The organism is Pseudomonas sp. GW821-FHT01A09 (genome assembly GCF_058986725.1).
Window position 1 is genome coordinate 43,546 of sequence record NZ_JBYSWB010000005.1, and the last position, 14,069, is coordinate 57,614.

At 62.5% G+C, this 14,069-nt stretch carries 7 protein-coding genes; 3 read left to right on the forward strand and 4 right to left on the reverse strand.

Annotated features, from left to right (window positions below; all coding sequences use genetic code 11):
• Nucleotides 1-46 precede the first annotated feature (46 nt).
• Nucleotides 47-1,405 carry a TolC family outer membrane protein gene (locus AC3WJP_RS07885; protein ID WP_493720919.1) on the reverse strand — a complete coding sequence of 453 codons (1,359 nt, stop codon included), beginning with the start codon at nt 1,403-1,405 and terminating at the stop codon, nt 47-49.
• Between the two features lie 519 nt (nt 1,406-1,924).
• On the opposite strand from AC3WJP_RS07885, the gene AC3WJP_RS07890 reads away from it, so the two are divergent.
• Nucleotides 1,925-7,441 carry a retention module-containing protein gene (locus AC3WJP_RS07890; protein ID WP_493720920.1) on the forward strand — a complete coding sequence of 1,839 codons (5,517 nt, stop codon included), beginning with the start codon at nt 1,925-1,927 and terminating at the stop codon, nt 7,439-7,441.
• A gap of 107 nt (nt 7,442-7,548) precedes the next feature.
• Here the strand turns inward: AC3WJP_RS07890 and AC3WJP_RS07895 are convergent, their stop codons facing one another.
• The 3 genes from AC3WJP_RS07895 to AC3WJP_RS07905 form a co-directional block, all read right to left on the reverse strand.
• Entirely contained in the window at nt 7,549-9,501 is a 1,953-nt protein-coding gene (locus tag AC3WJP_RS07895; RefSeq protein WP_493720921.1) for an EAL domain-containing protein, read from the reverse strand.
• An 88-nt stretch (nt 9,502-9,589) separates the two neighbouring features.
• Nucleotides 9,590-10,321 carry a transglutaminase-like cysteine peptidase gene (locus tag AC3WJP_RS07900; protein WP_493720922.1) on the reverse strand — a complete coding sequence of 244 codons (732 nt, stop codon included), beginning with the start codon at nt 10,319-10,321 and terminating at the stop codon, nt 9,590-9,592.
• A 168-nt stretch (nt 10,322-10,489) separates the two neighbouring features.
• A complete protein-coding gene (locus AC3WJP_RS07905; protein WP_493720923.1) occupies nt 10,490-11,077 on the reverse strand; it encodes a UPF0149 family protein in 588 nt (195 codons plus the stop codon).
• Between the two features lie 255 nt (nt 11,078-11,332).
• Between AC3WJP_RS07905 and recQ the strand changes: the two genes are divergently transcribed.
• Both recQ and AC3WJP_RS07915 read left to right on the forward strand, forming a co-directional pair.
• Nucleotides 11,333-13,462 (forward strand): DNA helicase RecQ, encoded by a 2,130-nt coding sequence (gene recQ, locus AC3WJP_RS07910; RefSeq protein ID WP_493720924.1) that lies wholly within the window; start codon nt 11,333-11,335, stop codon nt 13,460-13,462.
• A 101-nt stretch (nt 13,463-13,563) separates the two neighbouring features.
• Nucleotides 13,564-13,995, forward strand: coding sequence for a MarR family transcriptional regulator (locus tag AC3WJP_RS07915; protein ID WP_493720925.1), 432 nt, complete (start codon nt 13,564-13,566; stop codon nt 13,993-13,995).
• Nucleotides 13,996-14,069: the final 74 nt, after the last annotated feature.

The window sequence follows — 14,069 nt, forward strand, 5'->3', positions numbered from 1 at the left end:
CCGCCTTGGGCGCTGCCTGCTCGCTACAGCGCCCCGAAAGGCCCGCTCAACGCATCTCCGGCAACAGCTGCGCCTCGCTCTTCACTTCGGTCTGGGCGATGGCTTCGGGCGGCAGCACGACGCGGGTCTTGGAGATCAGATCACCCATGTTGGCCAGCACGCGGTACATCGCGTATTCCTCGGTGTAGCGCACTTCGACATAACGGCTGTTGGCGGTATACAGCTCGTTTTCGCTGTCGAGCAAGTCGAGCAGGGTGCGTTGGCCCAGGCCAAACTGGTCCTGATACGCGGCGCGCACACGGGTGGTGGTTTCGGCGTATTCGCGGGCGTAAGGGGTTTGCTGGCGAGCGTTGAGCATGGCGTTCCAGCTCAGCGACATGTTCTCGTTCAACTGGCGCAGGGCATTGTTGCGGATGTCCATGGCCTGGTTGATCTTGTAGGCATCGGACTGCAACCGAGCCTTGTCGCCACCGCCGCGGAACAGGTTGTAGTTGACCACCACACCGGCTCGCCAGCTGTTGTTGTGGCCTTCTTCACCGGAAATATTGTTGTTGGCGCCCACCGCCAGCTCGCCGTCGAGCCGTGGATAGAACGGCGACTTGGCGACTTCGTATTGGCTCTCTGCGGCCTGAACGTCGGCCTGGGCCGATTTCAGGTAGGGGTTGTTGCTCATCATGTCCTTGCGCGCCGCTTGTAGATCGGTGGGCAATTCACCTTTGATCGAAGCGGGGGTTTCCAGCTCGTCGGGCATGCGCCCTACGGCACTGTAGAAGTTGGCCTCGGCGTCGGACAGATTGACCTGCGCGGTGTAGAAGTTGTTCTCGGCCAGCGCGCGACGCGCGCGGGACTGGTCGGTGTCGGCGGTGCTGCCGATGCCCTGCTGGCTGCGCAGGCCGATCTGGTCGTTGATGCGCAAGTGAGCTTGCAAGTTGTTCTTGGCCAAGGCCACCAACTCGCGCTGTTTGAGCACTTCGAGGTAAACCTGGATGGTCCGCAAGGCCAGATCTTCGGCGCTGCCCTGCACGTAGTAGGCGCGCGACGTAGAGACGGCTGAGGTGCGGGCCTTTTCATTCGGGGTGTTGAAACCGTCGAAGAGCATCTGGCGCAGGCGCAATTCCGACTGGGTGTAATTCAGGCTTTCAGTGTGGTGGCCACCCTGAAACCGAGTAGTAGGGTTGTCGGAGCGTTCGCGGCCATATCCGCCGACCAGGTCGACCGTTGGCAAGTAGCCGCTGCTGGCGACTTTGCCGTCTTCATCGGCAGAGAGCCGATTATGGATATTGGACTGCAGGTCGGGGTGGAAATCGATGGTGGTTTGAATCGCTTCCTGCAGGCTCATTGCTTGAACATTGGCGCCCATCATCGCTAACAACATAGCGCTGCACAGAGGGGTCAAAATGCGCATCGGGTACTTCTCCGTGTGAAGGTCTTATAATGGGCGTCAGAAATCTGACTGATAACCATCGATATTTGATTGGAGCTTGTAACACACTATCGCAGAACAAGTTTTCAGAGTGCTAAGAAGAATTTAGAATAAGGCTTATGCAAAAATAAACTTATGCGAGCGGCACCTTTACGGACATTGTTAGCTCCAAGGTGCAGCTAATAACTGCGCACTGCTTGGTGCTGAGCGCAACTCGGAAAGTTCAATAATATTTGTGGCGCAAAAGGCAGGGGAACTGCACAGGAAGAGGAGGGGGCTATCAGGCGACGGAATATTGTCAGGAAGGCATGATTCTTGTAGAGCCTGGTGGATTCCAATAAAAGAGTCTGTGAACTGAATGCCGTTGAATTTATTCATATTTTGTTCTGTGTTTGAGTCTTTTGACGGGCCCGGCGTTGCGCGGCGTCCGTCACTTTCGTGTCGGTTCCGGTCTTAGCCCATAGCCTGAATGTTACGCGCGCGTAGCAACGGAGGATGGCAATGGCAGTATTGATCGGTGTGGTGAAAGGTGTGATCGGGCAGGTGTTCGTGATTCATGGCGATGGTTCGCGACGGGCCGCGGTGGATGGCGAACGCCTGTTCGCAGGGGACACGCTCGACACCGGCACCGCTGGCGCGGTGGCCGTTCATCTGACCAATGGTAGCGATCTGACCCTAGGGCGTGGCAGCAGCCTGCAGTTGACTCAGCAGTTGTTGAGCGATCAGCCGCCTAACATCGTCGTTCACGATCAGGCCACCGCTCCCGATGGATCGCAGCTGACCGAAGTGCAGCAGATCCAGCAAGCCATCGCGGCGGGGGCTGACCCCACCCAGACGCTCGAAGCGACAGCGGCTGGCCCGGCCACCAGCGTGTACACAAGTACCCCAGCCGGCGAGCTGGGAGGCGGCCACAGTTTCGTGCTGTTGACCGAGACGGGCGGCAGCGTTTCACCCACAGTCGGCTTCCCGACCAATGGCCTGGGCTTCGCGTTGCTGGATGCTCAGGAGCCCGTGGGTGATCTGTTCCAGAACGCCGATGCCGGCATCACCACGCCCGTGGTGCCGCCCGTCATCGTGCCGCCGGATGTGCCGCCGGTGGTAACGCCCCCGGATACCACGCCGGTGACTCCTCCGGCCACGCCGCCCGACAACGGCATCACCTTTGTCGATTTGTACCGTGATGGCGGCGAGCAGCGGGTGTTCGAGGCGGATCTGCCCAACGGCACCAACACCGCGCAAGGCAAAGGCGGCGACCTGAGCCGCAGCGATGTGTTCAGCGTGGTCGCGCCGGATGGCCTGGCTTCTCTGACCATCGATGGCGTGCAGGTCGTCAGCAATGGCGCGCTGGTCAGCAATACCGCCGATGGCACCGTGCAGATCGTCGGCCAGCTCGGCAACACCCTGACCATTACCGGCTACGACCCCGCCACCGGCGTGTTCAATTACACCTACGTGCTGTCGGTGGATCAGCAGAACAACCAGACCACCAGCAACACCGAGCTGTCGGAAGACTTCCACCTGGTGGCCAGCGATACCGATGGCGATGCCGGCGATGCCTGGCTGAACGTGCGCATCACCGACGATAGCCCGATCGCCAACAATGACGTCGGCAGCACCGTGACCCAGCAAGCGCCGGAGATCACCGGCAATGTGGTCACCAACGATTTCGTCGGCGCCGACACCAATGCCAATCCGGTCAGCATCGATCCGGCGCTCAACCCGGGCTATACCGTGTCGGGCCAGACCATCATCGGCACCTACGGCACCCTCACCTTAGGTACCGATGGCGCCTATACCTATGTGCTGAACCCCGAGAGCGAAGCGTTCCAGGCGTACAAGGACTCGGGCCTGGCCGCCAAGGAAACCTTCACCTACACCCTGACCGACGGCGATGGCGACAAGACCACCGCGTCCCTGACCGTCAACATCGCCGCCAATCACCAGGTGGTCTTCAACTGGCTGCACGCCAGCGGCGGTGATTTGATCTTCAGCGAGGCCGACCTGCCCAACGGCACCAGCGTCGAGCCGAACAAGGCCAGCTTCCTGACCGACCACAGCAGCGTCTATATCGATGCCAAGGACGGACTGGCCAACTTGAGTATCGAAGTCTATAGAGACGGCCAGTTGCAGAGCACCCAGGTGGTCGCCAACGGCAATCTGGTCAACGCGCAAGGGGTGGCCCTGGTCGGCGAGTCGGGCAATATCCTGACCATTACCGGCTACGACAAGGTTACCGGCATCCTCAGCTACACCTATGTGCTGTCCGAACCAGGTCACAACAATCCGCCTGGCGCGGGAGACCTGGCCAACCTGCAACTGTCGGACGACTTCAAGCTGGTCGGTACCGACACCGATGGCGACACTGGCTCGGCCTGGATCAACATCACCATCAAGGACGACGCGCCCATCGCCAGCAACGATGTGGGCGCTAGCCTGGTTACCGACAAGGCGCCGGAGCTCACGGGCTCTGTGCTGGCCAATGACCAGGTCGGCGCCGATAGCAATGCGACCCCGGTCAGCATCAAGGCCTCGGACAACCCTGATTTCAATGTGCATGGCCAGACCGTCGACGGCAAATACGGCACCCTGACCCTGAATGCCGACGGCACTTACGATTACGTGTTGAACACCGGCAGCGATGCGTTCAAGGCGTTGAAGGCCTCCGGCCTCGGCGACAAGGAAGTGTTCACCTACACCCTGACCGATGGCGATGGCGACTCCACCACCGCCAATCTGACCATCGATGTCGGCGCCAACCACTCGGTGATTTTCAACTGGCTGGGCAGCACTGGCGGCGATCTGGAGTTCAAGGAAGCCGACCTGCCCGGCGGCACCAATACTGGGCCCGACAAGGCCAACTTCCTGACCGACCACAGCAGCGTGTACATCGATGCCAAGGACGGCCTGGCCACCTTGAGCATCGACACGCTGGTCAACGGCCAGACCGTGACCACCCTGGTGGTATCCAATGGCGCATTGGTCAACCCGCAAGGGGTAGTGGTGCCTGGCGAGTCGGGCAACAACCTGACCATCACCGGCTACAATCCGGACACCGGCGTGCTCAGCTACAGCTACACACTGGCCGAGCCGGGCCACAACAATGCCCCCGGCAGCAACGACCCGCTGGCCGAAACGCAGCTGTCGGACGACTTCAAGCTCACCGCCACCGATAGCGACGGCGATACCGCCTCGGCGTGGATCAACATCACCATCAAGGACGATTCACCGGTCGCCAGCAACGACCAAGGCGACAGCGTCCTGAGCACCAAGCTGCTGAGCATCACCGGCGACGTGTTGACCAACGATCAGGTCGGCGCCGACAGCAACGCCACGCCGGTCTCCCTCAAGGACGCCAGCGGCAATGTGGTGACCAGCCTCGAGGGCCATTTCGGCACGCTGGAAATGGGCACCGACGGCAAATACACCTACACCCTCGACCCCAGTTCGCCGGACTATCAGGCCCTGGCGTATGGCCAGACTGCGACTGAAACCTTCACCTATACCCTCACCGATGGTGACGGCGACTCGACCACCGCCAATTTGGTGATCGATGTCAAATGCGACCCGATTCCCGTCGCCGCCGCTCAGGAGGCCACCGTCACTTCCGGTGCCACCGGCGCCAACGTGCTGCTGGTGATCGATGTGTCCAACAGCATGAACGACGTGGTCAAGGGCACCAACCTGACGCGCCTCGATCTGGCCAAGCAGGCCGTCGACAAGATGCTCCAGCAGTACGCTGATATCGGCGATGTGAAAGTGCAGGTCACTACCTTCAATAACCAGACCCATCAGGTCAGCGGTGAATGGGTCGATGTCGCCAAGGCCATCAGCCTGGTCAACGGCCTGACGGCGGGCGGCGGTACCAACTACGACTACGCGCTGGATGGCGCCAAGACCGCCTACGCCGCGGACGGCAAGCTCGAAGGCGTGGGCGTGCAGACCGTGTCCTACTTCGTCTCGGACGGCAATCCGACCCTGTCCAGCGACAACCCTAGAGTCACCAGCGAGCAATCCGGCAACCAGACCAATACCAATCTGGGCGACGGCATTGACAGCGATGAAGCCGCGGTGTGGACGGACTTCCTCAAGCTGCATGACATCAAGTCGGTCGCCATCGGCATCGGCAATAGCGTCCAGGCCGAATACCTCAACCCGATCGCCTACGACGGCGTTACCGGCAAGGATATTGCCCCGCAATTGGTGCGCGACGTCACGCAGTTGCCCGATATCCTCGGCGGCACGGTGCAAGGCCAGCCAGTGGTGGGTTCGCTGACCGATAACGGTGGTTTCGGTGCCGACGGCGGTTTCGTCAAGTCGATCAGCGTCGATGGCGTCCAGTACAGCTTCGATGGCAGCAATACTCTTGCCGCGGGCGCCGGTGCGGTGGCCGACAACTATCGGTATTTCGCTTCTTCCCACGAGCTGGCGGTCACTACGCTGGAAGGCGGTCTGCTGCAGGTCAACCTGCTCACGGGCGCCTACAGCTACACGCCACCGGTCGGTGCGGCGCAGTCGTTCACCGAGACGGTGCTGTTCACCCTCACCGACACCAACGGCGACGTCGCCAGCAACGCCCTGACCGTGCATGTGCTGGCCGATACGCCGGTGATCGCGCCGACGGAAACCATTATCACCAACGTGCTCGATTCAAGTATCACGGTACCGGCGGCGGCCTTGCTGGCCAACGGGACGGCCGGGGCTCACCTCACCAGCTCGGCGGTCTTCGATACCGGCTGGGGCGCGCCACGAGGCGCCGACTTCACCAGCACCTCGACGACCCCGGTGGCCTTCCGGGGCCCCTCCGCGAACCGCCTGGATATCGATCGCTCGCAATTCTCGGTCCGCCAGGCAGGGCCCATGGCCGCTGCGCTGGTGGTGTTTGGCGAGTTGGGCGCTGTGGGTAGCGCTTTCGCCTCGGACACCCTGACGGTGGAGCTGAAAAAGGGCGAGACGATGCATTTGCAGTCCAGCCTCTCCGATAGTCACGCCAGCCTGTCCTGGGCGGCTGCGGACGGCACCTACACCGTGCTCGGCAAGGATGGCAACTTCACGGCGACCGAAGATGGCATCTACAAAATCCACGTCACCAACCTGGCCGGCGCCGAGGGCAATCAGGGCGAGACCTATCAGCTCACCCTGACGGTCGACTACAGCAACGCCACGACCACACCGGTACATAACGACACCTACAGCGTTGCCGACGCTCATGGCGATGCAGCGACCGGTGCGCTGGCCATTCACTACCAGGCCGGTAACCATCTGGTGGGCACCGACGCCAATGACGTACTGATTGGCGGCGCCGGCCAGAATGTGCTCGAAGGCGGCAAGGGCGACGACGTGCTGGTAGCCGGCGATCAGGGTGACCAGCTATCCGGCGGCGATGGCAACGACCTGCTGATTGGCGGCGCGGGCAACGACACTCTGGATGGCGGTACCGGCAACAACACCGCCAGCTACGAAAAGGCCACAGCGGGTGTGCACGTCGATCTCACCCAGGTGGACGTCGCCCAGGACACGGTGGGGGCAGGGCACGACACGCTGTCGAATATCCAGAACCTGATCGGTTCGGATCACAACGACTGGCTGGTCGGTGATATGCACGACAACGTCATCACGGGTGGCAAGGGCGATGATCGCCTGACCGGCGGCGGTGGCAGCGACACCTTCAAGTGGCAGGACGGCGACAGCGGTCACGACACCGTCACCGACTTCAAGCTGGGCAGCGACACGCTGGACCTGTCGCAACTGCTGCACGGTGAGAATTCGGTGGCCAGTTCGCTGGAAAACTTCCTGCAGTTCAAGGTGACCGGTACTGGCGATGGGCTGGTGTCGACTATCGAGATCAGCGCCCTGGGCAACGACAAGACCACGCAGACCATCTCCCTAGAGCATGTCGATGTGGCCAGCAATTATGGCGTGCAGGTCGGGGCGGGGGGCATGGTCGCCAACGGGCATGATACGGCGACCATCATCAGCGGCATGCTGAACGATCATTCGTTGAAGGCCGATACGGTCTAAGCCTCTGACCCTGTAGCGAGGGGGCTTGCCCCCGATACGTCCTGGCAGTCCCTGTGATGTGGCTGACACAACGTATCGGGAGCAAGCCCCCTCGCCACAGGGTTTTTTCATTCATTCTTCAGCGGCACCGGCACCCCGATCCAGCGGCCCATGGCGCCAAACACCCCCAATTCCTGCAGCACCGCGAACTCCTCGGCGGTCTCGACCATCTCGGCAATCAACGGCAGATCGATGCTGCGCGTGGTGCGCAATACCGCATCGATGAACAGGCGCTTGTCCGGATAGGCGTCGATGGCGTGGATGTAGCTGCCGTCGAGCTTGAGGTACGCGAGCCCCAGGTGACTGAGGTTGCCGATCTGACTGAACTGCCCGCCAAAGTGCTGCAAACCGAAGGCATAGCCGCTGCCGATGATGCCTCGAGCCAGGAACTGCAGCGTGGCGGCGACCGGCAGATTGCGTTCGTCTGCCTCCAGCGTCAGCCAGCGGGCCTGGGCCGGATGGGCTTTGAGCGTCTCGATGATGGCCGCCATCGCCAGCGGGTCGTTGAGGGTGCTGCTGGACAGGCTCAGCGCCAGGGGTTGCGACTGATGCTGCAGGGCCACCAGGGTGTGTTCGAGCATCAGCCGGTCAAGCCGGGTCGACCATCCGAGGCGTTGAATCCAGGGCAGAAAACGCCCGGCGGCAATGGCTTCACCGGTGTGGTCCAGCAGCCGCGCGAGCACCTTGCGATGCAGCACAGTGCCTGGGTCGGCGCAGGCCACTACCGGTTGGCAGTACAGCAGCAACTTGCCCTCGGTCAGCGCCACGTCTATCCAGTCGCGCCAATCGTGGGGGCTGTACGCCGGTGGATGGGGGTAATCGGTGGACACCGCCCACGGCTGTTGGGGCTGGGCCTGCGCCATGGCCAGCGCCTGGTCGAGCTCGCGCATGATCTGCTCCAGCGTCTGGCCTGGGTGATAGTCGGTGATCCCTATGAGCGCCACGGGTTGGTGATCGCTGGCGCCGGTCGGGAACAGGGTCGCCACCCGTTGGACCAGGTCAGCGGCCAACTGCTCGGCGTCCTGGGCGGTGATACCCGGCATGAGCAGGCTGAATTCGCCGCCGCGGTTGCGCGCGGGCAGCCATTGCTGGCGATGCGGGGTGGTCATCAGCCCGCGCAGCAATTCGCCGACCGCGCGTATCAGGCCGTCGGTGTGCTGGCCGCCGAGGCGCTGGTTGATGCCGGCCAGATCGTCCAGGCGCAGCGTCAGCACGTAGCCGGGGCCGTTGTGTTCGGTTACCAGCAGCGCCTGGGTCAGACGCGCATCGAGCAGCCGCCGATTGGCCAGCCCCGTGAGGCTGTCCTGAAAGGCCTCTTCCTGCAGGCGATCGCTGCGCGCGGCTTGTTCGGCGAACAGCTGCTTGAGCTTGCTGACCATCTGATTCATCGCCAGTACCACCCGGCGCAGTTCCGGGGTGTGGGGGATGTGATCGAGCAGGCGGAATTCGCGCTGGGCAATGGCGTCGGCCTGGCGCGTCATGTCGTCCAGCGGGCGCAACTGGCGACGCAACAGCCAGCCGCCGAAAATCGCACTGAGCAGGGCGCAGCCGCTGAGCCAGGCGAGGCTGCCCAGGGCCATGTCCCACAACCGCCCCAGGGCGAACCTGGGATGACTGACTACCTGAACCTGCGCGGCCTGCTCCCAGCCGCGCATGATCAGCGCCGCGCCTTGCTCGGGGCGCAGGTCCACCAGGCGCGCGAACCAGGCGGGCGCGCCGTCGTCATCGTCGGGGTCGCTGGTGCGTTCGACCATGACCTGGTGATCCTTGATGTTGATCACCCGGATGCTGGCGTAATAGCCGCTGTCGAAGATCGAGGTGACCATCAGTTCGACCATCGCCGGGTCGTCGATATTGGCGGTCAGGGTCAGGCCCAGCGCGGTGGCGGCGTCCTGGGCGTGGGCGCGTAACTGATCGGTCAACTGCGAGCGCGAGGTCTCGAGGCTGACGAAGAAACTGCCGCTGAATGCCACCACCAGAAACACGCAGATGGCCAGGAACAGTTGTTTGAGCAAAGACATTCATACCTCCTTGGGCAAGGTCTGTCTGGCACTGACTGCATTCGGCCATCGACGGTGAGTACGTTGCTGCGGTACTGCCGGTGCGGACTCAGCCCGCACCGATGTTGAATCCTTCGTTGCGCATCTTTCTCAGCACCCCCTGCCAGCGCGACAACTGTTTGGGGTCGCCGCGGGTGATGGCGCCTGTGAACGGATCGATCAGAAACAGTCCCTCGGCATTGAAGGCGTACACCGGCAACAGGTCGCGGCGCTGAGAAGCCGGGAGGATCTGCCCGATGAGGTTGTCGAGCACCAGTGGATCGCTGCTGTCGCTGACGTAGTAGCTGAGCACCATGTGCGCTTGATTGAGCTTGAGCGACTTGACGTAGGTGATGCGCAGGCGCTCGGCCGGTACCCCGAGCTGGCGCAGGCTGAAATACTTGGCCAGGGCGAAATCCTCGCAATCACCGGCGCCCTTGGTCAGCGCTTCGACCGGCGTGGCCCAATAGTCGACCTGGCCCCAGATGCTCTGGTCATCCCGAAACGCCATCTGCTGATTGAAGAAGCGATTGACCGTTTCCAGTTGTTGCTGCTCGGGTTGGCGGGTGCTGTTCTGCAGCAATTGCGCCCAGGCCTGCAGGCGTTCCTGGGCGCTGCCGAGGGCGCCTTGGGATTGGGCGATGGCGAGTATGCGGCCCATGTCCCAGTTGGCGGCTAGATGGCTGAAAAGGGCGAAGCTCACGCACAGCAGGAGCAGCCGAAGCACGGGATGATTCGGTGACCTGGGGGCTTTCCTTGCGGGGGACGGTCGTGACACCAGCCGTCGCGGGCTAAGAGGCATGGCGAATGCGCTCTCTGATCGAGATCAGTGGAGTCTAGGTCAGGCGCGCCAGGGCAGAAGGCTTTCTTGTAGCGAGGGGGCTTGCCCCGATAGGGTGCTGCAGACACGACTGGGTGTCTGAGCGATTTTTTTCGGGGGCGAGCCCCCTCCCGGCAGGGCAGTCGGCGATCAGTGGTGACGCGGTTTGAGGATCGCCGGCTTTTCGTCCGGAGCGTTGCACAGCAGGTACAACGCGGTCAGCGCCTCTGGAATCTGCACGATCATGTCGTCCATCAGATTGGCATCGGCGGCGATATCGGCGAACTCGGGCTGTTCGTCGAACAGGCCGGAACCGACCATGATCGGCAGGAGCATCTCGCTGACTTCTTCTTCAGCCGTCTCGAACCAGGCTGCTTCGCGCAGGAACACGCCTTCCATGAAGCCGATGCACCAGCCGCGCAGGTCGGAGTCGTCAGGGTCGTCGCCCAGGTCGAGCTCGCAAGGCAGCTCGAACTCCTCGTCGCTGGCCAGTTGGCGGGCGATGTGGGCCTTGAGGGCCAGCAAGGTCGACTCGATCGCATCACGCTCGGTGTCGTCGGCGTAGTGCGGCTCTTCGGCGAACAGGGCGTCGATCCACTCGCGATCGGGCACCACGTCGGCGCAGATCGACAGGGCAGTCAGATAACCATGCGCGGCCACGTAATCCAGCGCTTCTTCGTGCAGCTCGTCGGCGTCGAGGAAGACTTGCAGGCGGGTGAGTTGCTCAGCGAAGGACATGGGATGACTACCTTGGGAATATACGATGGTGAATTCTAGGCTTTGTAAGGCCTGCGCGCCACCCGCGCGCTCAACTATGGGCTTACCAGCGGTCACACGGGCGGTGCCCTGCGCTGCGAATGGGTCGGGTATACTGCTGCGGTTTGTGACCGCAGCGGTGTTCTTGTAACGCTCGCTTACGTGTTTTTTAGTGTAGCGCGATGATTTTTCATTCAGCCTGACGGCCGAATGGTTCTGCGATTTCTGGAGTTTTTCATGCTCGAACAGGCTCAACGGGTTCTTAAGGACATCTTCGGTTACGACAGCTTCCGCGGTCGCCAGGGTGCCATTATCGAACGCGTGGCCAACGGTGGCGATGCCCTGGTGCTGATGCCTACCGGTGGCGGCAAGTCCTTGTGCTTCCAGGTTCCGGGGCTGCTTCGCGAGGGGCTGGCGGTGGTGGTGTCGCCGCTGATCGCATTGATGGACGACCAGGTCGCCACCCTTGAGGAGCTTGGCGTATCCGCCGCCGCGCTCAATTCCACCCTGAGTGCCGAGCAGCAGCGCGATCTGGCCGCGCGCATTCGCCGTGGCGAAGTGAAAATGCTCTATCTCGCCCCCGAACGTCTGGTTCAGCCGCGCATGCTGGAGTTCCTCGGCCAGTTGCAGATCGCCCTGTTCGCCATCGACGAGGCGCATTGCGTATCCCAATGGGGTCATGATTTCCGCCCGGAATACCTGCAACTGGGCCAGTTGGCTGAGCAGTTCCCCCATGTGCCGCGCATTGCCCTGACCGCCACCGCCGACAAGCGCACCCGCGAAGAAATCGTCACGCGTCTGCACCTGCAGGATGCCGAGCGCTTCCTGTCGAGTTTCGATCGGCCGAACATTTTCTATCGCATCGTCCCCAAGGAGCAGCCGCGCAAGCAGTTGCTGGCCTTCCTCAGCGAGCGTCGCAGCGACGCCGGTATCGTCTACTGCCTGTCGCGCAAGAAGGTCGACGAGGTGGCGGCGTTTCTCTGTGAGCAAGGGTTCCCGGCGTTGCCGTACCACGCAGGCCTGCCGTCGGATGTGCGCGCGGCCAACCAGAAGCGCTTTCTCAACGAAGAAGGGCTGATCATGGTGGCGACCATCGCGTTCGGCATGGGCATCGACAAGCCCAACGTGCGCTTCGTTGCCCATATGGATCTGCCCAAGTCGCTCGAGGCCTACTATCAGGAAACCGGCCGCGCCGGCCGCGATGGCTTGCCCGCCGACGCCTGGATGGCCTACGGCCTGCAGGACGTGGTGATGCTCAAGCAGATGCTGCAGAACTCCGAGGGCGATGAGCGTCACAAGCGCGTCGAGCACCACAAGCTCGATGCCATGCTGGCGCTGTGCGAAGAGACCCGCTGCCGTCGCCAGGCGCTGCTCAAGTATTTCGACGAAGACCTTCCCAATCCATGTGGCCATTGCGACAACTGCGTCGACGGCGTGCAGACCTGGGATGCCACCGAGCCTGCGCGTCAGGCACTGTCGGCGGTATTCCGCACCGGCCAGCGCTATGGCGTCGGCCATCTGGTGGACGTGCTGCTGGGCAAGGACAACGAAAAAATCCGCAGTTTCGGCCACCAGCAGTTGGCGGTCTGGGGTGTGGGCAACGCCCGCTCGGAGCACGATTGGCGGACCCTGTTCCGCCAATTGGTCGCGCGCGGCCTGGCCGACATCGACCTCGAAGGCTACGGCGGCCTGCGCCTGAGTGAAACCTGCCGGCCGTTGCTGCGTGGCGAGGTGACCCTGGAGCTGCGTCGCGAGCTCAAGCCGCAGACGGTCGCCCGCAGTGGCGGTGGCAGCCCCGCCAGCCAACTGGTGCGTACCGATGAACGCGAGCAGTGGGAAGCCCTGCGCGCGTTGCGGCGCAAACTGGCCGAAGAGCACGGGGTACCGCCGTACGTCATCTTCCCGGATTCGACCTTGCTCGAGATGCTGCGCAGTCAACCGCAAAGCATGTCCGACATGGCCCGCGTCAGCGGCGTCGGTGCGCGCAAGCTGGAGCGTTACGGCGAAGCCTTCCTCGAAGTGCTGGGCGGTACCGCCGAAGCGGCGCCTGTGGTTGCCGATATCCGTCACGAACTCATCAGCCTGGCTCGCGCCGGCATGACCCCGTCGCAGATCGCCGGTCAGCTCAAGTGCACCGAAAAGAACGTTTACAGCCTGCTGGCCGAGGCCATCGCCGCGCAGCAGCTGTCGCTGGAACAGGCGCTGGATCTGCCTGAAGACCTGATGGCTGAAGTGCAGGACGCGTTTCTCGACGGCGAGGGTGAATTGCCGCCGGTGGCGGCCGTCGCCGAGCTCTTTGCCGGGCGCGTGCCGGAAGGGGTCTTGTACTGTGTTCGCGCAGCGCTGCAATCGGAATTCGAAGTCTGATTGCGCCCGCCTGGGGTATGGATATCGGCATGACTATTGCGTCTGGCCTGCGGCCATGCTTAGCTCACTAATTATTAGTAATGTAACTCCGTGAGTCGAATATGCCGTTGACCGATCAACATCGTTTTGGAATGCAATTGGCGCAGCTGTCTCGCGGCTGGCGCGCGGAGCTCGACCGGCGGCTGGTTGGCATGGGCTTGTCCCAGGCGCGCTGGCTGGTGCTGCTGCATCTGGCGCGTTTCACTGAAGCGCCGACCCAGCGCGAACTGGCCCAGAGCGTCGGCGTGGAAGGGCCGACCCTGGCACGTCTGCTCGACAGCCTGGAAGGCCAGGGGCTGGTCAGCCGTCAGGCCGTACTGGAAGACCGTCGCGCAAAGAAGATCGCGCTGAGCCCTCCGGCCCTGCCGATCATCGAGCAGATCGAGGCGATCGCCAACGACCTGCGTGTTGAATTGTTTCAAGGCGTGGACGATGAAGAGCTGCGTATCGCCATGGGTGTGCATTCGCGTATTCTCGCTAATCTGGAAAAATAACCCCCTGAGCCATGCTCAGGGTCGTGTCGGCCCCGGGCAGCTTCCGGCGCCCCGAGCGTTTGCGCGCTTGGTGA